Below are 18,574 nucleotides of genomic sequence, written 5' to 3'. Positions count from 1 at the left end.
CCCCGACCTAGCCAAGCCCGACGCGCGAGACTAAAGGGCATGCCGGCCGGAAAGGGGGCCACATGACCGACATCCACCCACGGGCCGGGTCCGACAGCCCGGTCCAGCTCATCGAGCCCAAGCGCTTCGGCGACGCGCGCGGCTGGTTCACCGAAACCTATAGCGAGCCCGCCTTCGCCGCGCGCGGCATCGCCTGCCGCTTCGTGCAGGACAACCACTCGCTCTCGCGCGCGCCGTTCACGCTGCGCGGCCTCCATTTCCAGACGCCGCCGCACGGCCAGGACAAGCTGGTGCGCTGCATCCGCGGCCGCATCTTCGACGTCGCCGTCGACGTGCGCCGCGGCTCGCCCACCTACGGCCGCTGGGTCGGCGCGGAGCTATCGGCGGAGAACGGCCGCCAACTCTTCGTGCCTGTCGGCTTCGCCCACGCCTTCCTCACGCTCGAGCCCGATTGCGAGGTCACCTACAAGGTGTCGGACGTCTACGCGCCGCAGTGCGACGGCGGCATCCGCTGGGACTCGGCGGGCGTCGACTGGCCCATGCCCGCGGGCGTGCGGCCCGAGCTCTCGGCCAAGGACGAGAAGCTGCCCGGCCTCGCCGAGTTCGAGAGCCCCTTTCCTTACGACGGCCGCCCGCTCGGCCCCCTGCCACAGGACTGATCCAAGCCCATGCGTATCCTCGTCACCGGCGGCGCCGGGTTCATCGGCTCGGCGCTGGTGCGCCACCTCATCGAGAACACCGACCACGAGGTGCTCAACCTCGACAAGCTCACCTACGCCGGCACGCTGTCGACGGTGGAGCGCGTGGCGGACAGCCCGCGCTACCGCTTCGTCCAGGCGGACATCTGCGACGCCGCCGCGGTGCGCGCCGCGATCGCGGGGTTCCGCCCCGACGTGATCACCCACCTCGCCGCCGAGAGCCATGTGGACCGCTCGATCGACGGGCCGGGCGCGTTCATCCAGACCAACCTGGTCGGCACCTTCGTCATGCTCTCGGAGGCGCGCGCCTATTGGCAAGGGCTGGACGACGCCGCCCGCGCCGCGTTCCGCTTCCACCACATCTCGACCGACGAGGTGTACGGGTCGCTGGGCGAGACCGGCCTGTTCACCGAGGACACGCCCTACGACCCGCGCTCGCCCTATTCGGCGTCCAAGGCGGGCTCCGACCACCTCGTCTCCGCCTGGGGCCACACCTACGGCCTGCCGGTGCTGATCACCAACTGCTCCAACAATTACGGCCCCTACCACTTCCCCGAAAAGCTGATCCCGCTGATGATCGTGCGCGCGCTCGCCGGCGAGAGCCTGCCCGTCTACGGCAAGGGCGACCAGGTGCGCGACTGGCTCTACGTCGAGGACCATGTCCGCGCGCTCCAAACGGTGTTCGAGCAGGGCGAGGTAGGCCGCACCTACAATGTCGGCGGCAACAATGAGAAGCAGAACCTGGAGGTCGTGCGGACCGTCTGCACGATCCTCGACCGGCTGCGCCCGCGCGCCGACGGCAAGGGCTATGCCGAGCAGATCGCCTATGTCGCCGACCGCCCGGGCCACGACAAGCGCTACGCCATCGACGCCGGCCGCATCCGCGACGAGCTCGGCTGGGAGCCGCGGGAGACGTTCGAGACCGGCATCGAGAAGACGGTGCGCTGGTACCTCGACAACGAAGCCTGGTGGCGGCCGATCGTCGAGGAGCGCCAGGCGGCGACGCGACGCGGGCTCGCGGCTTGAGAGAGATCCTCGTCACCGGCGGCTCGGGCCAGGTCGGCCGCGAGCTGGCGCGGTTCGCCTGGCCGGAGGGCTGGCGCGCGCACGTCCTGACCCGCGCCGATCTCGACCTCTCCGATCCCGCCGCGATCGCGGCCAAGGTCGCCGAACGCCCCTGGGCGGCGGTGGTCAACGCCGCCGCCTATACGGCCGTCGACAAGGCGGAGGGCGACGCGGCGGCCGCCTGGCGGGTCAACGCGCTCGCCCCCGCCGCTTTCGCGGACGCGTGCCGCGCGGCGGACGTTCCGCTCGTGCAGGTCTCGACCGATTACGTGTTCGACGGGTCCAAATCCGGCGCGTGGGAGGTCGACGACCCCGTCGGCCCGCTCGGCGTCTACGGCGCGTCCAAGCTCGGCGGCGAGCTCGCCGTCCGCACCGCCCATCCCCGCCACGCGATCATCCGCACCGCCTGGGTCGTGAGCGCGCACGGGTCGAACTTCGTGAAGACCATGCTCCGCGTCGGGGCCGAGCGCCCGCAGCTCCGCGTCGTCGCCGATCAGCACGGCAGCCCGACCTCGGCCCCCGACCTCGCCGCGGCGCTCGCGCGGGTCGCGATCCGCATGGCCGACGATCCCGCCGCGCCCGCGGGCCTGTTCCACTTCGCCAACGCCGGCCCGACCACCTGGCACGGCTTCGCCGGCGCGATCTTCGAAGCGGCGGCGGCGCGCGGCGGCCCTTCGCCCGCGCTGGAGGCGATCACGACAGCCAATTATCCCACCCCGGCGCGCCGCCCCGCCAATTCGCTCCTCTCCACCGCTCGCATCGAGGCCGAATACGGCATACGTCCGCGACCCTGGCGCGAAGCGCTCGACGACATCCTCGACGAACTGATCGGACCAACGAAGTGAAAGGCATCATCCTCGCCGGCGGCTCCGGCACCCGGCTCCACCCGGCGACGCTGGCGGTGAACAAGCAGCTGCTACCCGTCTACGACAAGCCGATGATCTATTATCCGCTGTCGGTGCTGATGCTCGCCGGTATCCGCGACATCCTGATCATCTCCAGCCCCGAGTTCCTGGACAATTACCGCCGCATGTTCGGCGACGGCTCCACCTGGGGCCTTGCCATGTCCTATGCCGAGCAGCCCAGCCCCGACGGCCTGGCCCAGGCGTTCACGATCGGCGCGCCCTTCGTCGGCGACGATCGCGCCGCGCTCGTGCTCGGCGACAACATCTTCTTCGGCGCCCACCTGACCGACCTGCTCGCCAGCGCCGTCGCGCGCGAGCAGGGGGCGACCGTCTTCTCCTATCGCGTCGAAGACCCCGAGCGCTACGGCGTCGTCGAGCTCGGCCCCGACGGCCGCGCGCTGTCGCTCGAAGAGAAGCCCGCCCAGCCCAAGAGCAACTGCGCGGTCACGGGCCTCTACTTCTACGACAACCGCGTCGTCGACTTCGCGCGGAACCTGAAGCCGTCCGCGCGCGGCGAGTACGAGATCACGGACCTCAACCGCCTCTACATGGAGCTGGGCGAGCTCCACGTCGAACAGATGGGCCGCGGCTACGCCTGGCTCGACACGGGCACGCACGATTCCCTGCTCGAGGCGGGCGAGTTCGTCCGCACCATCCAGCACCGCCAGGGCATCCAGATCGCGTGCCTGGAGGAGATCGCGTTCCAGCAGGGCTGGATCGGCGCCGACGAGGCGCGCGCGCGGGGCGAGCAGCTGAAGAAGACCGCCTACGGCCGCGCCATCCTCCAGGCCGTCGACGGCCACCCCTGACGCCGACGCGGGCGGGCGGCTTTGCGCCCCCCGCCCGCCGCGGCTAAGGCGCGCGCATGCCCGGCGCACCGCTTACGCTCTACAACAGCCTCTCCCGCCAGCTCGAACCGTTTCGGCCGCTCGATCCGGCGAACGTGCGCGTCTATTCGTGCGGGCCGACCGTCTACAACTACCCGCATATCGGCAACCTGCGCGCCTATGTCTTCACCGATACGCTGGCGCGCGTGCTGCGCTGGCGCGGCTTTCCCCTCACGCACGTCATCAACATCACCGATGTCGGCCATCTCCAATCGGATGCCGACACGGGCGACGACAAGATGGAGGCCCGCGCCCGCGAAACGGGCCAGGACATCTGGGCCATCGCCCGGCACTATACCGACGCGTTCAAGAAGAACCTGCGCGACCTCAACATCCGCGAGCCCAGCCGCATGCCGCTCGCGACCGACCATGTGCCGCAGATGATCGCCTTCGCGGAAGCCATCGCGGAGAAGCACTGCTACCTGCTCGACACCGGCCTCTACTTCGACGTGTCCACCGTGCCCGACTATGGCCGCCTCGCCCGCTCGGCCGACGACGAGGGGGAAGGCCGGATCGACCCCGTGGCCGGCAAGCGCCACCCGCAAGACTTCGCGATCTGGCGCCGCTCGGCGCCGGGCGAGACCCGGCAGATGGAGTGGGACAGCCCCTGGGGCCGCGGCGCGCCCGGCTGGCATCTCGAATGCTCGGTCATGAGCAAGATGTATCTCGGCGACCGGTTCGACATCCACACCGGCGGCATCGACCATCGCGAGATCCACCACCCCAACGAGATCGCGCAGAACCAGGCGCGCTGCGGCTGCTCCGATACGGGCGCGGCCTTCTGGATGCACAACAACTTCCTGGTCGAGCGCGCGGGCAAGATGTCGAAATCGTCGGGCGAGTTCCTGACGCTCCAGCGCCTGATCGATCGCGGCTTCCACCCGCTCTCCTACCGGCTCATGTGCCTCCAGGCGCATTATCGCTCCGAGATGGAGTTCGGCTGGGACGGCCTGCTCGCCGCGCAGACGCGGCTGAAGCGTCTGGTGCAGACCGTGGAAGGCCTGCGCGCCCGCGCCGGCCCCGCGCTGGAGGACGCGGAGCCGACGCCGCACATCCGCGAACAGCTCGACCGCTTCGACGAGGCGGTCGCCGACGACCTCGCCACGCCCCGCGCGCTCGTGGCGCTCGACCAGCTGCTCGGGGCGAAGAAGCAGCCGCCCGGCGCGGTGCTCGACGCGGTCGCGCGGATGGACGACGTGCTGGGCCTGAACCTCGTCGCGCTTCACCGCGCCGACCTGCGCGTCCGGCCCGCCGACGCCCTGCTCGACGAGGCGGCCGTCGAGGCGCGCCTCGCCGAGCGCCGCGACGCCCGCGCCGCCAAGGACTTCGCCCGGTCCGACGCGATCCGCGACGAGCTCGCCGCGGCCGGCGTCGAGGTGATGGACGGCGACCCGCTCGGCTGGGACTGGAAGCCGCGCCTCCCGTGACCCTTCCCGAGCGTTACAACCAGCTCACCCAGTGGATCGAGCGGTTGACGGGCCAGCCCGACGACCTGCTCCACATCCACGCCGGCATGGCCGTGTTCATGGTCGCGCGGCTCGCGACCGGCCGCTCGTTCGGCAGCTTCATCCCTTTCGCCTTCGCGGTCGCCGCGGAGCTCGTGAACGAGCTGCTCGACTATCTGCACGGACAGGGCTGGACCGCGTCGGGCAGCGCCGTCGACCTCGTCAACACGCTGTTCTGGCCGGCGGTCATCTCCGCGGGCGTGCGCTGGCGTCCGATGATCCGGCGCGACCGGCCCGCGCCCGACCGGCCGGGGATTGACGACGCGGCGTGACGGGCCGCACGGCCGCGTCATGAAGGCCGTCCTCCCCGCCCTCGCCCGCCCGCTCCTCGAGCCGCACCTGCCCGCCGACCTCGATGTGGCCTGGTTCGCCTCGCCGGCGCAGGCGAACGCCGGGATCGCCGACGCCGAGATCGCCTGGGTCGACATGCAGCCGACCGCGCTCGTCGCCGACGCGATCCGCCACGCCGGCCCCCGGCTGCGCTGGGTGTCGACCATCTACGCCGGCCTCGACGCCTTTCCCCTGGACCTGCTCCGCGAGCGCGGCGTCCTCGTCACCAACGGCGTCGGCATCAACGCGGTCGCCGTCGCGGAGTACGCCGTCATGGGCGTGCTCGCCGCCGCCAAACGCTTCGACCGGGTCGTCCAGGCGCAGGCCCGGCGCGAGTGGCTCGCCGACGCGCCCGGCAAGGTCGAACTGCCCGGCACCCGCGCCTTGGTCATCGGCTACGGCGCGATCGGCCGGCTGATCGGCGACCGGCTCGTCGGGCTGGGCGTCGAGGTGACGGGTGTCACCCGCTCCGGCCGGGACGGCACGCTCGCGGCGGACGCGTGGCGCGGCCGCTTGCCCGAGTTCGACTGGATTGTCCTCGCCGCGCCCTCGACCGCCGAGACCAAGGCGATGATCGGCGCGCCCGAGCTCGCAGCGATGAAGCGGAGCGCTTGGCTCGTCAACATCGCGCGCGGCGACATGGTGGACGACGCCGCGCTCCTGGACGCGCTCCGCTCGGGCGCGATCGGAGGCGCGTTCCTCGATCCCACCGACCCCGAGCCCCTGCCCGCCGACCACCCGCTCTGGGACGCGCCCGACTGCATGATCACCATGCACCTGTCCGGCCGCAGCCAGACCAGCATGTTCCGGCGCGCGGCCGACCTGTTCCTGGAGAACCTCCGCGCCTATCGGGAGGGCCGTCCCATGCGCAACGTCGCCGACCTCGCCGCCGGCTACTAACGATTGAAACAATTGCGCCGGCGGGAAAACAGGCGCAGGGATGCGCCCGCAACGGAGCTGACGTGATGGCCGCCGACTGGTCTCCCGACAGCTGGCGGCGCTTCGAGGCGCGCCAGCTGCCCGATTACCCCGATCCGCAGGCGCTCGACGCGGCGGTGGAGAGCCTGCGCTCCTATCCCCCGCTCGTCTTCGCGGGCGAGGCGCGCAATCTCACCGCCGACCTGGCGCGCGTGTCGGCGGGCGAGGCGTTCCTGCTCCAAGGCGGCGACTGCGCGGAGAGCTTCGCCGAGTTCCACCCCGACAACATCCGCGACACGTTCCGCGTGATCCTGCAGATGGCGGTGGTCCTGACCTTCGCGTCCAAGCTGCCCGTGGTGAAGCTCGGCCGCATGGCGGGCCAGTTCGCCAAGCCCCGCTCCGCGCCGCTGGAACGCCAGGGCGACGTCGAGCTGCCGAGCTATCGCGGCGACAACGTCAACGACATCGCCTTCACCAGCGCGAGCCGCATCCCCGACCCGCAGCGCATGCTGCGCGGCTATTCGCAGTCGGCGGCGACGCTCAACCTACTGCGCGCCTTCGCGCAAGGGGGCTACGCCAACCTCCACCAAGTCCATCGCTGGACGCACGACTTCCTGGGCCAGAGCCCCTGGGCGAAGAAGTATCGCGAGACCGCCGACCGCATCGGCGAGGCGCTCGACTTCATGCGCGCCTGCGGCATCGACCCGGAGACCGTGCCCCAGCTCGCGCAGACGCAGTTCTACACCAGCCACGAGGCGCTGCTGCTCCCCTTCGAGCAGGCGATGGCGCGCCGCGACTCGCTGACGGGCGGCTGGTACGACACCAGCGCGCATTTCCTCTGGATCGGCGACCGCACGCGTTTCGAAGGCTCGGCGCACGTCGAGTTCCTCCGCGGCGTCGGCAATCCGCTGGGCGTGAAATGCGGCCCGTCGCTCGACCCCGACGTCCTGCTGCGCCTGTTGGACATCCTCAACCCGAGCCGCACGCCAGGCAGGATCACGCTCATCACCCGCTACGGCCATGACAAGGTCGAAGCGCACCTGCCGCGCCTGATCCGCACGGTCGCGCGCGAAGGCCACCCGGTCGTCTGGTCGTGCGACCCCATGCACGGCAACACCGTCCAGTCCGCGAGCGGCTACAAGACCCGCCCCTTCGAGCGCATCCTGTCCGAGGTCCGCGCCTTCTTCGCCGTCCACCGCGCGGAGGGCAGCCACGCCGGCGGCATCCACGCGGAGATGACGGGCCGCAACGTCACCGAATGCACGGGCGGCGCGGTGGACGTGACCGACCAGTCGCTCGCCGACCGCTACCACACCCACTGCGACCCGCGGCTCAACGCGGGGCAGTCGCTGGAGCTGGCGTTCCTCTTGGCGGAGATGCTCAACGAGGAAATGGCGGAGCGCCGCAAGGCGGCGTAAGCTGGTTCGAGACGCGCCGCATGCCGCCCGGCGGGTCGGCCGAGCGGAGCGGCCGATCCCGTCCGACGTCGGAGCGCGGGCTTCGCCCGCGCCGACCCCGCCCCTCAAGCCGCGTAGCGTCCGTCTCCCAACTTCCGCAGCCGCCCCATCCCCGCCAGCGCGTCCAGCACCGGCGCGACCGTCGCCGCCCGCTTGCCCCGGAACGCGCGCGCCACGTCGTTCGCCGCCACGGGCCGAGCGGCGCGCTCGACCACGCCCGCCACTGCCACCACCTGCTCGGGCAGCGCGCCCGGCCATTCCAGTATTTCGGCCGAAGGCTTCGCCGCCTCGGCCAGCGGCATCGCGACCTGCTCCGCGGGCGCGACATAGCCCGGCGCCTGAAACTCGGGACGTAGCCAGCGGACCTTGCCACCCGCCTCCTCGGCGGCGCGCTCCTTGTTCAACGCGACCAGCCGTTCCAGCACCTCCTCGTCGGGCAGGTCGGCGGGCCAGTCATAAGCCTCCGCCACCGCGGCATCGATTTCGTCGTGGTACTGCCGGATCAGCGACACGCACCCGCGCGCCGCCACGTCCTGCGCCTTGGCGTCGAGCACGCCGCCCGCAGCCTCCGCCGCGCGCAAGGCGTCCAGCGTGTTGTACAGCTTGGTCAGCGTCAGGTCCGGATGCGCCGCCAGCACCTGCTTGCGGAGCGCGTCCAGCTTTTCGGCGGCGTCGCGGATGCGGTCGCGGAGCGCATCGCCGGGGATGTCAGGAAAGGGAAATGGGTCGAAAGCGACACTATTTTGATATCGCGGTCTGTCCTCAAGGGTGCCGGCGGCCCTCAGCGACCAGAGGACGTGAGGACGACTGGACAGCAGCCCCAGCATAAGCGCGTCGTCCGAGCTGACGACTATGACCGACCCGTCCGGGAGTACTCTCTCTCTCTCTCTCTCTCTCTCTCTCTGCGCAAACGTGAATACCCGGTGCTTCGCAACCTCCGACGTCGCGATCCAGCGCGGCAAGCCGTCCAGCGCGCGACGCATCCTCGGCCGCGGCTCAGCGAACACCCACCAAAGGTCGCGGTAAGACGCTCGCTTAAGCTGCTGACGCCCAGGACGAACGGCGTTGTAAAGGTGCTGGTAAGCGGCCGGGAACTCGTCTCGTAACCTAGCTTCGCTCAGCCCGAACGCATCGAGCACGTAACGTCTAGATGCCACGCCCGTGACGTCACTCCCAGCCACGAGCAGCGGCATCATCGCCTCAGGAACACCCGCCGATGCCAGTAGCGCCCGCTGTTCGGACGAAAGGCGGAAACCGTCACCGGCGAGCTTCACGCCCATAAACGACATTCCCGCATTGCTGCGCAGCGGCTTCGCCGCGGTGACGTCGACACCTAGCGAGAGGTCAGCGCTGATCACGCCGACCCGCGTCTCCAGCAGCGCGGCGTCGATCGGATGAACCTTCAGCGCCTGCCCTGGGGATCTACCAGGCCCCACAACTGTCATCGAAACGCGAACGGCGGCGTCGGTGTGGAGGTCACGCCACGGATGATCCTTTATGGCGAACAACAAGCTGACTGGGTTCAAGCGGCCGAGCGCCTCGGCGATGATTGCCGAACCCGACGATTGGCTCAGCGTATTTGTCGTGATCAACCCCGCTCGGCGCACACGTTCTTGCGCCACCAAGGCCGCCGCGGTTCGCCACCAGTAGAATACAAGGTCTGCGTCGCCTCGCACCTTCTGATGGGCACGCCGCAACGCCTCAAAATAGCCGTCGCCGAGCTGGTCCCGCATCCGCTTATTGCCGATGAAAGGCGGATTCCCGATGATGAAGTCCGCCCGCGGCCATTTCGCCGCCCGCGGGTTCACGTACCGGTGCACTTCCGCCCGCGCCGCGTCGTCCGGCACGTCCTTGCCCGTGACGGGGTGCTTCTTAAACGTCTCCCCGTCCCAGCGCGTCACCGGCCGCCCGTACTGGTCGCGCTCCAGCTCCAGCCGGTCCCACTCGATCAGCGCGTCGCGGTTCTCGATGGTCTTGACGTCGCGCAGCACCGGCGGCTCGGGCATGCGCTCCTCGCCGTTCACGCGGAAATGCCATTGCAGATAGCCGATCCACAGCACCAGCTGCGCGATCGCCGCCGCGCGCGGGTTGATCTCGATCCCCAAGAAGTTCGCCGGCGTGATCGTGTGGCTGCCCAGCTCGCTCAGGTAGCGCTCGTCGTCCAGCTCCTCCAAGAGCTCCAGGACCTCGCCTTCCAGCTCCTTCATCCGCGCCATCGCGACGTAGAGGAAGTTGCCGGTGCCGCACGCCGGGTCGAGCACCTTGGTGTTCGCCAGCTTGGTGTGGAATGCCTCGACCAGCCCGCGGGCGGCTTCGCGGTCGCCGCGCTCCGCCGCCTCCGTCGCCGCCGTGCGCGCGCCCAGCCAGTCCTCGCGCAACGGCTCGATGATCGTCGGCCCGACCAGCCGCTCCACATAGGCGCGCGGCGTGTAATGCGCGCCCAGCTTGGCGCGCTCCTTGGGGTTGAGCGCGCGCTCTAGGAGGGTGCCGAAGATCGCCGGCTCCACCTGCCGCCAGTCGGCCTTGGCCGCCTCGATCAGCACGTCGATCTCGGGCGTGGTCAGCGGGATCGCGCTCGTGTCCTTGAACAGGTATCCGTTGAACCGGCGCACCGTCTCGCCCGCCTCGCCCAGCGCGCCGACGAAGCCGCCCGTGTCCATCGCCGCCCACAGGGCCGTCAGCTGCGGCGCTAGATTCTCCGGCCGCTCGCGCACGCGGGTCAACAGCGCGCTGAAACTCTTCTTGGGGATCAGCCCCGTATCCTCGGCGAACATCGTGAACAGCAGGCGCATCAGATACGCCGCCACCGCGTCCGCGTTGCGCTCCCCCGTTCCCACCGTGCGGGCCTCGATGCCGCGCGCCAGCTCCGCCAGGTGTGCCGCGACGCCGCGCGTGACCCGCGCTGCCTCCGCGGAGGGATCCAGCGACAGGGGCGCCGTCCAGATCGCCCGCAACCGGTCGCGTATCGCCTCGTCCCTCAGGTCCTCCAGCGTGATCCGGAACCGCCGCCGGTCGGGAAACGGCGCGTATTCCTTCCCGTCGCGCTCGAACCGTGCGTAGACGTCGATGCAGTGGCCGATGTCGCTGACCAGCAGGAAGGGCGGCCAGCCGTGCTCGGTCGGCAGCGCCTTGGCGTAACCGGCGGCCTGGCCCGCCGCGCGCTGCATGGCGCCGGTCCACTGTCCCGTGCCGCGCTTGGCCATGCCGCGCTTGAACCGCTCGGCCGCCGTCTGTCCGAACAGGTCGCGCCGGCTGTCGCCGGCTTGCGCGTCGACCGCCGCGATGTCGGCGGCGCTGCCCTGCTTCGCCTCCAGGATGAAATGGTCGCGCTTGTAGCAGTCGATCCAGCCGCTCGATTCCGTCCCGTCGATCTCGCGTTTCACGACGTAGCGCTCGAACACGTAATCGTTCAGCGCCGTGTCGGACTGCGTCGGCTGCGGCGCGTCCACGCCCAGCATCTGCGCCAGATCCGTGACGAACAGCTGCGTGTTGGCACGCTCGTTCCCGCCCGAAACACGCCATTTTACGATGAATTGCTCGACGTCCACGCGGCCCCCTGTTCTCGGGTGCACCCTTCCGAAAAAACCGCTTTCCTACAAGCCCCCGTTCGTGATCCGTTCCGCACATGGACAAACCCGAGTCACCACCGCCCGCCGGCACCGCGCCCGACGACCTGCTCCTCTTCACCCCCGTGGCCATGACGCTGACCCGCGTCGACGGCTGGACGACCGAGCGGCAGCGCGCCTTCATCGACGCGCTCTCGCGCATGGGCGTGGTCGCGGCCGCCGCGCGCTCCGTCGGCATGAGCGCGACCTCGGCCTACAAGTTGCGCGAGCGGGCGGGGCCGGGCAGCTCCTTCGTCCGCGCCTGGGACATGGCGCGGGAGGTCGCAGGGAGCATGGCGCTCGACCGCGCGCGCGAGATCGGGCGCGAGCGCCTGTCCGCGCCCATCTATCATCGCGGGCGCCAGGTCGGCGTGCGCCACTACTGGGACAACCGCATCCTCCTGGCCGCGCTGAACGCGCTCGACCGCCAGGAGTCGCGCGAGCTCCGTCTGGTCCACGCCGCCGCCGAGCGCCGCCGCGCCCGCGACAGGAAATAACAAGGACGCGCAACGGAATTGCCGGATCCACATCAACTTCATCAACTTCCCCGGGCCACGCGTGCGCCCTTGACGCCGCCCCGCCCGCCCTCTAGGTGCCGCGCCTCACGCTACGCACGGCCCCTTCGTCTAGCGGTCTAGGACGTCGCCCTCTCACGGCGAAAACACGGGTTCGAGTCCCGTAGGGGTCACCATCCCTCGCGAGAGCGTTACGTTCAACGTCGCAGGCGCGGCGCTCGGGATGGTGCGTCTCTTGCCTTACCGCACCATCCATCTCGCGGACGCCCCAGAAGTGGAACGTCAGGCGTTTGCCTGACCGGCACGGAACCGCGCGACACGCAACCGCTCCACCAGGAAGCGCATGTCCAGCAGGTTGCCCACGCGCAGCGCCAGCTCGAACACGTCGAACGGTTTGGTCATGACGTCCTTGGCGCCGAGCGATAGGGCGCGACGCTTGGCGTCGATCGTGGTGTCGGCCGTCAGCACCAGGATGGGCATGAGCGCGTCCGCCGGCGTGAGCCGGTGCAGCGCATCGAGGAGCGCGTAGCCGTCGATGCCCGGCATCATCAGGTCGAGCACGATGAGGTCGGAGCCGAACGCCAGGTGGCGCGCCACCGCCTCGTTCGGATCGGTCACGCGCTCGATCGCACGGTAGCCCTCGCGCCGGAGCACCGCGTCGAGGAGCGCGAGGTTGGCCGGCTCGTCATCGACGAGCAGGAGGCGCGCCTCGAGCAGGCGCTCGGACGGGGTCATGCCGGCTCCTTCGCGCTCAGCAGCCGTCGCATGGCGTCGAGCAAGCGCGCGACGTCGAGCGGCTTGGTGAACACCTCCGCTGCTTGGCGGGGCCGCCCGCCCTTCGCCGCGGCAGGCGCATCGGCGGTCAGTACGAACACGGTGGGCGCGTCCGGCCCGGCCAGCCGCTCCAGCACCCACTCGCCCGGGTGGTCGGGTAGGTGGAGGTCCAGCAGCACCAACCGCGGCCGGTGCTCGCGCGCGAGCGCCAACCCGATCGTCGCCTGCATCGCCAGCAGCAAGCGCGCGCGCGGAAAGGCGCGCGACACGATCGTCTCGATCAGCCGGGCGTTGGCCAGATTGTCCTCGATCAGCAGGATGGTGGGCGCGTCGTGCGAAGCGTCGCCCGACGGCGGTGCGGGTATGTCGACGGCGGGCGCGGACGGGGGCGGCAGGGCGCGCGGCAGCCGGAACCAGAACCGGGCTCCCTGCGATCCGTCCGCCGGGCCTAGATAGCCTATCTCGCCTCCCATCGCTTCCACGAGCCCGCGCGAAAGCGCCAGTCCCAGGCCCGTCCCTTCGCTCGCTTGCGCCGCCGCGCCGATCCGCTGGAACGGCTGGAACAGCCGCGCCTCCCCATCGGGCTCGACGCCGACCCCGGTATCGGCGACGGTGACCGAGACGCCCGGCCCACGCGGCTCGGCCGTGACGCGGACCCGGCCGCCAGGGTGATTGTACTTGACCGCGTTCGACAAGAGGTTGAGCAGCACCTGGAGAACGCGCCGCCGGTCGGCTGTGGCCGCGAGATCGGGATCGCCAGTCACCTCGACAGCCACTCCCTTCGCGTCGGCCTGCGGCGCGGTCAGCGCCACCGCCTCGTCGATCAGCGCGCGCAACGCCACTGGTTCCAGCGATAATTGAAGCCCGCCCGCCTCGATCCGCGCGATGTCCAGCACCTCGTCGATCAACGACAAGAGATGCCGCCCGCCGCGCAGGATCTGCGCCACAGCCTCGCGCTCTCCCTTCGGCCGGCCGACGGCGTCCAACTCCAGGAGTTGCGCGAAGCCGAGCACGGCGTTGAGCGGCGTGCGCAGCTCGTGGCTCATGCGCGACAGGAACACGCTCTTGGCGCGGTTCGCGGCCTCCGCCTCCAGTCTGGCGGCGTCCAGCGCCTCCTCCGCCCGGCGCCGCTCGGTTATGTCGCGCGTCACTTTGGAGAAGCCGCGCAAGCGCCCCGCATCGTCGCGCAGCGCGGTGATGACCACGTTGGCCCAGAAGCGCGTGCCGTCCTTGCGCACGCGCCAGCCCTCGTCCTCGGCGCGCCCGTTCGCCGCCGCGTCCGCCAGGTTGCGGCCCGGCCACTCGGCACGCCGGTCCTCCGGATAGAAGACGGAGAAGTGGCGGCCGAGGATCTCGTCGGCGGTCCAACCCTTGATCCGCTCGGCGCCTGCATTCCAGCTGACCACGCGCCCGTCCGGATCGAGCGCGAAGATGCCGTAGTCGCGCACGCCCTCGACCACGAGTCGGAACCGCTCCTCACCCTCGCGCAGCGCCTTCTCCCGCGCGCGGAGCAGCTCGCCGGCGCGTTGCATGCGATGGGCGAGCGCGCCTACCTCGTCCCGCGCGTCGGGAAACGGGGGCAGCGGCTCGCCCCGCGCCAGCAGCTCGGCATCGCGCTGGAGCCGCTGGACGCGCCGGACGATGCCGCTCGAGAAGAGGAAGACCGCGATCAGCCCGCCCGCGACGCCCAGCAGCGCCGCGGCCGCGGTCAGCACGAGCGCGCGGCTCCGGACCGTTTCAGCGCGGCGCTGTCGCTCGGCCAGCAGCACGCGCTCGCGCGCCTGCAGCTGGGCAATCTCTCGTCGCAGCGCGTCGAGCACCTGCTTGTTGCGGACCAAAGCTGCGAGCAGCGCCGGATCGGCGGCGTCGGCCCGCCCCGCGCCCGGCGCGTCGCGCAGCACCGCCAGGCCGTCGCGCTTGCGGGCCGCCAGCGCCTCGATCCGATCGAGCCGGCGGCGCGCCTCCGCGTCGCGCACCATGGTCCGCAGCCGGGCAAGCACGCTGGGCAATGCGGCTTCCGCCTTGACATAGGGTTCCAGGAAGCGTCCCTGCCCCGTGAAGCGATAACCCCGGACGCCGCTCGCCGCCTCGGCGAGCAGAGCGTGGACCTGGTGCACGTCGGCCTGGATCGCGAACGTGGTGCTGACGTCGCGTTCGGCACTCGCCTCCGCCTGACCGATACGATGTAGCGAGAGGACGGACAGGAGCAGGATCATCAGCGGCAGCGCCACCACCACCAATCCCTTGGTCGCGAGCGGCCGGTCGGCCCACCAGCGCGTCCATCGCGACCCGGCGCGCGGAAGCGCCGTCATCGACGCGCCTGCACCGCCAACACTGCGGCCTGCGTCCGGTCGCGCACGCCGAGCTTCGCGATGACACGTTCCACATGCGCCTTCACGGTGCCGGGACTGACGCCCAACGCCTGCGCGATGTGCTTGTTGGTGCCGCCCTCCGCGAGCAGGTCCAGCACTTCGCGCTCGCGGGGGGTCAGCCGGCCTAGCGCATCCGGCGCGCCGGCCGTCCGCCGGCTCTCCACGGCGCGGCGCATCAGCTCGGCCGGCACCGCATAGCCGCCCGCCAGAACCTGCCCGATCGCGCGGAGCAGCGCGTCGCGGCTGGCGTCCTTGGTGACGTACCCCATCGCGCCCGCCTCCAGCGCGGCACGCGCATATTCGGGGGCGTCGTGGAGGGTCAGCATGACCACGCGCACGTTCGGCGCGACCTCGACGATCCGGCGCGCGGCCTCCAGCCCGTCCATCCCCGCGCCGTAGCGAATGTCGAGCAGCGCCAGGTCCGGCTCGTGCGCCTCCGCGAGGGCCACCGCCTGCTCACCGGTCGACGCCTCCGCGACGACGACGAGCCCCGGCTCGCGGTCCAGAAGCGCGCGCAGTCCCTCACGAGCCAGCTCATGATCGTCGGCGATCAGCACACGCGCGGGCGTCATGCGGCCGGCACCGTCGCCATCACCCGGACGCCCGCGCCGGGAGCCGCATCCACCCGAAGCGTGCCGCCGAGCGCCGCGACCCGCTCGCGCATGAACGCTAGGCCCAGATGCTCGCGCCCATGGTCGCCGCCCATGTCCGGCGCGAACCCCCGTCCCGCATCGCGGACGCTCAGCGCGACCTCCGCCCGGTCCGCCGGTCGCCACAGCGCGACGTCGACTCGGCACGGGCCGCCGGCATGCATGCGCACGTTGTTCAGGGCCTCCTGCGCGACTCGGAACAGCCCGGCCTCCAGCGGGAGCGGCAACGGGGAGACGAGCTCCAGCGACAGACCCACCTCATACCCTTCGTCGCCCAGGTCGGCGGCGAGCCGCTCGATAGCGGCGGCGAGGCCCAGATCGTCGAGCGCGGTCGGACGCATGCCGGCTATCACGCGCCGCAGCTCGGTGACGGTGGTCCGCATCAGCTCGGCCGCGCGTGCGATGTCCGCCGGCTCGCCGCTCGCCTCGGCCAGCTCCGCCCGCCTCAGCGCCGCGGTCGCGACCTGCGCCACGCCATCGTGCAGCTCGCGCGCGACATGCGCCCGTTCACGCTCCTGCGCGCTGAACAGCTCTGCGAGCAGGCCCGCGAGCCGCTCCTCACGATCGCGCGCGGCGAGCGCACCGGCGATAAGCTGCAGCAGGACGTCCACCGCCGCGCGGTCTTCCGCGTCGGAACCGTCGGACGGACCCAGCCGGTCGGCTAGCGCTAGCGTGCCTACGGGTCCGCCCGCCGACCCCGGCGGCAGCAGGGCGAGCGTCACGCAGTCGGTCGGGTCGAGCGCATCGCCGGACCGGACGACACGGCCGCGCGCATAGCCCATCAGAAAAGCCGCCGCCTGTGCCGCGCCCGCCGCGGCTCCGTCGAGCGCAGGCCCTTGCGCACCCGCCAAACGCCGACCCGCTTCGACGAGCAGCCTGAGTCGAGCGGCGCGCGCCTCCGCCTCCCGGTATAGACGGCGCAGATCGCCCGCCGTCCCCGGCGGCGTGGCGGCGGAACTTGCGAGAACGGTCTGCTCCATAAATCGCGACCTTAGGATCCGCGAGCAGGCTTGTCATATGCCGTCCGGCATAGGCCGAGAGACCCGCCGCCTAGCCGACGACCGTCCGCGCGGGCTGGACCATATCCGGGAGCGTTCGTAGAGGAGCCAACCCGATGTGCACGACACACCATCCGTCTGCCCCCGCCTTGAGCCGCCGCTCGCTGGTCGCGGGCGGTTTGGGCCTAGCCGCTCTCGGCGTGACGAGCACGGCCGCGGCCCGGCCCGCGCCGGTCGAGGCCTATGAGGCGGCGCCCGTCCAGAACGGCAAGTCGGCGCTTACGCCCGACCAGGCGCTGCAGCTGCTGATGGACGGCAATCGCCGTTTCTTGGCGAACGAGCTACCCCAGCCCGACCTGAGCTCGCAGCGTCGCCTGGAGCTCGCCAAGGGACAGGCGCCGTTCGTCGCCTATGTGTCTTGTTCCGACAGCCGCGTGCCGCCCGAGCTTCTCTTCGGCCGCGGACTGGGCGAGCTGTTCATCATCCGTAACGCCGGCAACACCATCGACACGGTGGCGCAAGGCTCGCTCGAGTTCGCGGTCGCCGTGTTGGGCGTGCCGCTGGTCGTCATCATGGGCCACGAGAGCTGCGGCGCGGTCAAGGCGGCCATGGACATCGTCGACAAGAACGCGCGCTTTCCCGGCCGCATCGGCGACATGGTCGAGCCGATCGTCCCCGCCGTGCTGGAGGCGCGGGGGCGCGCCGGCGACAAGCTGGTGAACGCGACGAAGGCCAACGTATCGCGCACAGTCCGGCGGCTCCGCACCGAGAGCGACCCGCTGCTGCTGCGGCCGCAGGCGGAGGGCAGGTTGAAGGTGGTTGGCGCGTTCTATGAGCTGGGCACGGGCCGCGTCGACTTCTTCGACCGTCCGCAGGCCGCCTGATGCGACGGTTGGCGTTTGCGCTGGCGACGTCGGCCGCGTTCCCCGCGGCCGCGCACGCGCAGGAAGAGGACCTGCAGCAGTGGACGCTGCTCGCGGCGCAGGGTCCCGTATCCGACAAGGTCGTGATCTACGCCGAGCTGCAACCGCGCTTCACCGACGATGTCAGCCGGTTGGGCCAGCTTCTGATCCGGCCCGCCATCGGCTACCGCCTCTCGTCGGACGTGACCGCGTTCCTGGGCTACGCCTATGTCCGCACGGAGCCGCTGAACGGGCGTGCGACCGACGAGCACCGCATCTTCCAGCAGCTCAGCTTCCCGATCCTCAAGGGTGCGGGCGGGTTCACCGTCACGGCGCGGACCCGATTGGAACAGCGGACCGTGGTCGGCGCCGACGAGATGGGTTGGCGCTTCCGCCAGCAGGTGCGCGCGCAAGCGCCGATCCGGCGGGGTGGCCAGCTCCAAGCGATCGCCTGGACGGAGCCTTTCTACAACTTCGACACGACCGATTGGGGACAGCGCCGCGGCTTCGACCAAGTCCGCACCTTCATCGGCCTGGGCGTGCCGATCACGCAGGGGCTGACCGCCGAACCGGGCTACCTCAACCAGACGGTGTTCCGCCGCGGCGAGGATCGGGTCAACCACATCGCCAGCCTAACGCTGTTCTACCGGTTCTGAACGGAGCCGATTTTAGCCGCCAGGCATCGTATTCTCCGGTTACAATAAGGCTGTCGGCCGCTATTGTCCGCCGTCTCTGTTTCTGTTCTGGCGTCGGGCGTCCAGAAGAACGGGGTGGGACTGTTCTTTGCCGTGCCGGCCTGAACCGCCCCACCCTCCTTTTCTCTTCAGGGGAGGGGCTTGGAAGGCTAAAAGGCCGCTATTCCAGTGATCGCCCTACCCAGGATCAGCGCGTGGACGTCGTGTGCGCCTTCGTAGGTGTTGACCGTCTCCAGGTTCATGAGGTGGCGCATGACGTGGTACTCGCCCGAGATGCCGTTGCCGCCGTGCATGTCGC

Annotated in this window: 17 protein-coding genes and 1 tRNA gene; 12 read left to right on the top strand and 6 right to left on the bottom strand. The window is 70.6% G+C overall.

Annotated elements, in window-relative coordinates:
- The first annotated feature begins 62 nt into the window (after positions 1–62).
- From rfbC to CKY28_RS00055, 8 genes are all read left to right on the top strand, one after another.
- On the top strand, positions 63–659 hold the full coding sequence (gene rfbC, locus CKY28_RS00090) for a dTDP-4-dehydrorhamnose 3,5-epimerase (protein ID WP_095996317.1): 597 nt from the start codon (positions 63–65) through the stop codon (positions 657–659).
- Between the two features lie 9 nt (positions 660–668).
- Positions 669–1,724 carry a dTDP-glucose 4,6-dehydratase gene (gene rfbB / locus CKY28_RS00085; RefSeq protein WP_095996316.1) on the top strand — a complete coding sequence of 352 codons (1,056 nt, stop codon included), beginning with the start codon at positions 669–671 and terminating at the stop codon, positions 1,722–1,724.
- The gene (gene rfbD / locus CKY28_RS00080) at positions 1,721–2,608 is read left to right on the top strand and encodes a dTDP-4-dehydrorhamnose reductase (RefSeq protein ID WP_095996854.1); all 888 of its coding nucleotides are present in this window, start codon (positions 1,721–1,723) and stop codon (positions 2,606–2,608) included. Before rfbB ends, rfbD begins: the two co-directional genes overlap by 4 nt.
- The gene (rfbA, locus tag CKY28_RS00075) at positions 2,605–3,477 is read left to right on the top strand and encodes a glucose-1-phosphate thymidylyltransferase RfbA (protein ID WP_095996315.1); all 873 of its coding nucleotides are present in this window, start codon (positions 2,605–2,607) and stop codon (positions 3,475–3,477) included. The genes rfbD and rfbA overlap by 4 nt, the downstream gene beginning before the upstream one ends.
- Positions 3,478–3,533: 56 nt before the next feature.
- Complete coding sequence (gene cysS, locus CKY28_RS00070) at positions 3,534–4,982, top strand: cysteine--tRNA ligase (protein WP_095996314.1); 1,449 nt, start codon at positions 3,534–3,536, stop codon at positions 4,980–4,982.
- Complete coding sequence (locus CKY28_RS00065) at positions 4,979–5,332, top strand: hypothetical protein (RefSeq protein ID WP_176472897.1); 354 nt, start codon at positions 4,979–4,981, stop codon at positions 5,330–5,332. The genes cysS and CKY28_RS00065 overlap by 4 nt, the downstream gene beginning before the upstream one ends.
- A 19-nt stretch (positions 5,333–5,351) precedes the next feature.
- The gene (locus CKY28_RS00060; protein ID WP_095996852.1) at positions 5,352–6,290 is read left to right on the top strand and encodes a D-2-hydroxyacid dehydrogenase; all 939 of its coding nucleotides are present in this window, start codon (positions 5,352–5,354) and stop codon (positions 6,288–6,290) included.
- Between the two features lie 65 nt (positions 6,291–6,355).
- Entirely contained in the window at positions 6,356–7,726 is a 1,371-nt protein-coding gene (locus CKY28_RS00055) for a class II 3-deoxy-7-phosphoheptulonate synthase (RefSeq protein ID WP_095996313.1), read from the top strand.
- A 104-nt stretch (positions 7,727–7,830) separates the two neighbouring features.
- On the opposite strand, the gene CKY28_RS00050 is transcribed toward CKY28_RS00055, so the two are convergent.
- The gene (locus tag CKY28_RS00050) at positions 7,831–11,313 is read right to left on the bottom strand and encodes a class I SAM-dependent DNA methyltransferase (RefSeq protein WP_095996312.1); all 3,483 of its coding nucleotides are present in this window, start codon (positions 11,311–11,313) and stop codon (positions 7,831–7,833) included.
- A 77-nt stretch (positions 11,314–11,390) separates the two neighbouring features.
- Here CKY28_RS00050 and CKY28_RS00045 point away from each other — a divergent pair, with 77 nt between their 5' ends.
- The gene (locus CKY28_RS00045) at positions 11,391–11,867 is read left to right on the top strand and encodes a hypothetical protein (protein WP_095996311.1); all 477 of its coding nucleotides are present in this window, start codon (positions 11,391–11,393) and stop codon (positions 11,865–11,867) included.
- Between the two features lie 118 nt (positions 11,868–11,985).
- Positions 11,986–12,061 (top strand) — tRNA-Glu (locus CKY28_RS00040).
- Between the two features lie 106 nt (positions 12,062–12,167).
- Here the strand turns inward: CKY28_RS00040 and CKY28_RS00035 are convergent.
- From CKY28_RS00035 to CKY28_RS00020, 4 genes are read right to left on the bottom strand one after another with little or no spacing between them, the layout of a single operon-like run.
- Positions 12,168–12,620: a response regulator gene (locus CKY28_RS00035; RefSeq protein ID WP_095996310.1), complete on the bottom strand. Its 453-nt coding sequence runs from the start codon at positions 12,618–12,620 to the stop codon at positions 12,168–12,170.
- Complete coding sequence (locus CKY28_RS00030) at positions 12,617–14,971, bottom strand: ATP-binding protein (protein ID WP_095996309.1); 2,355 nt, start codon at positions 14,969–14,971, stop codon at positions 12,617–12,619. The genes CKY28_RS00035 and CKY28_RS00030 overlap by 4 nt, the downstream gene beginning before the upstream one ends.
- A complete protein-coding gene (locus tag CKY28_RS00025) occupies positions 14,968–15,603 on the bottom strand; it encodes a response regulator (RefSeq protein WP_095996308.1) in 636 nt (211 codons plus the stop codon). Before CKY28_RS00025 ends, CKY28_RS00030 begins: the two co-directional genes overlap by 4 nt.
- Positions 15,600–16,661: a sensor histidine kinase gene (locus tag CKY28_RS00020; protein ID WP_095996307.1), complete on the bottom strand. Its 1,062-nt coding sequence runs from the start codon at positions 16,659–16,661 to the stop codon at positions 15,600–15,602. Before CKY28_RS00020 ends, CKY28_RS00025 begins: the two co-directional genes overlap by 4 nt.
- Positions 16,662–16,795: 134 nt before the next feature.
- On the opposite strand from CKY28_RS00020, the gene CKY28_RS00015 reads away from it, so the two are divergent.
- Entirely contained in the window at positions 16,796–17,563 is a 768-nt protein-coding gene (locus CKY28_RS00015; protein WP_095996306.1) for a carbonic anhydrase, read from the top strand.
- Positions 17,563–18,237, top strand: a complete 675-nt coding sequence (locus tag CKY28_RS00010) for a DUF2490 domain-containing protein (protein ID WP_095996305.1) — start codon at positions 17,563–17,565, stop codon at positions 18,235–18,237. The genes CKY28_RS00015 and CKY28_RS00010 overlap by 1 nt, the downstream gene beginning before the upstream one ends.
- A gap of 188 nt (positions 18,238–18,425) precedes the next feature.
- Here CKY28_RS00010 and CKY28_RS00005 read toward each other — a convergent pair.
- A partial coding sequence (locus CKY28_RS00005) for an acyl-CoA dehydrogenase family protein (RefSeq protein ID WP_281253194.1) occupies positions 18,426–18,574 on the bottom strand: 149 nt, incomplete at its 5' end.

It is taken from the genome of Sphingomonas lenta, assembly GCF_002288825.1.
Lineage (GTDB): Bacteria > Pseudomonadota > Alphaproteobacteria > Sphingomonadales > Sphingomonadaceae > Sphingomonas > Sphingomonas lenta.
The sequence above is the reverse complement of the archived record's forward strand: the minus strand, read 5'-3'. Positions and strand labels throughout refer to the sequence as shown.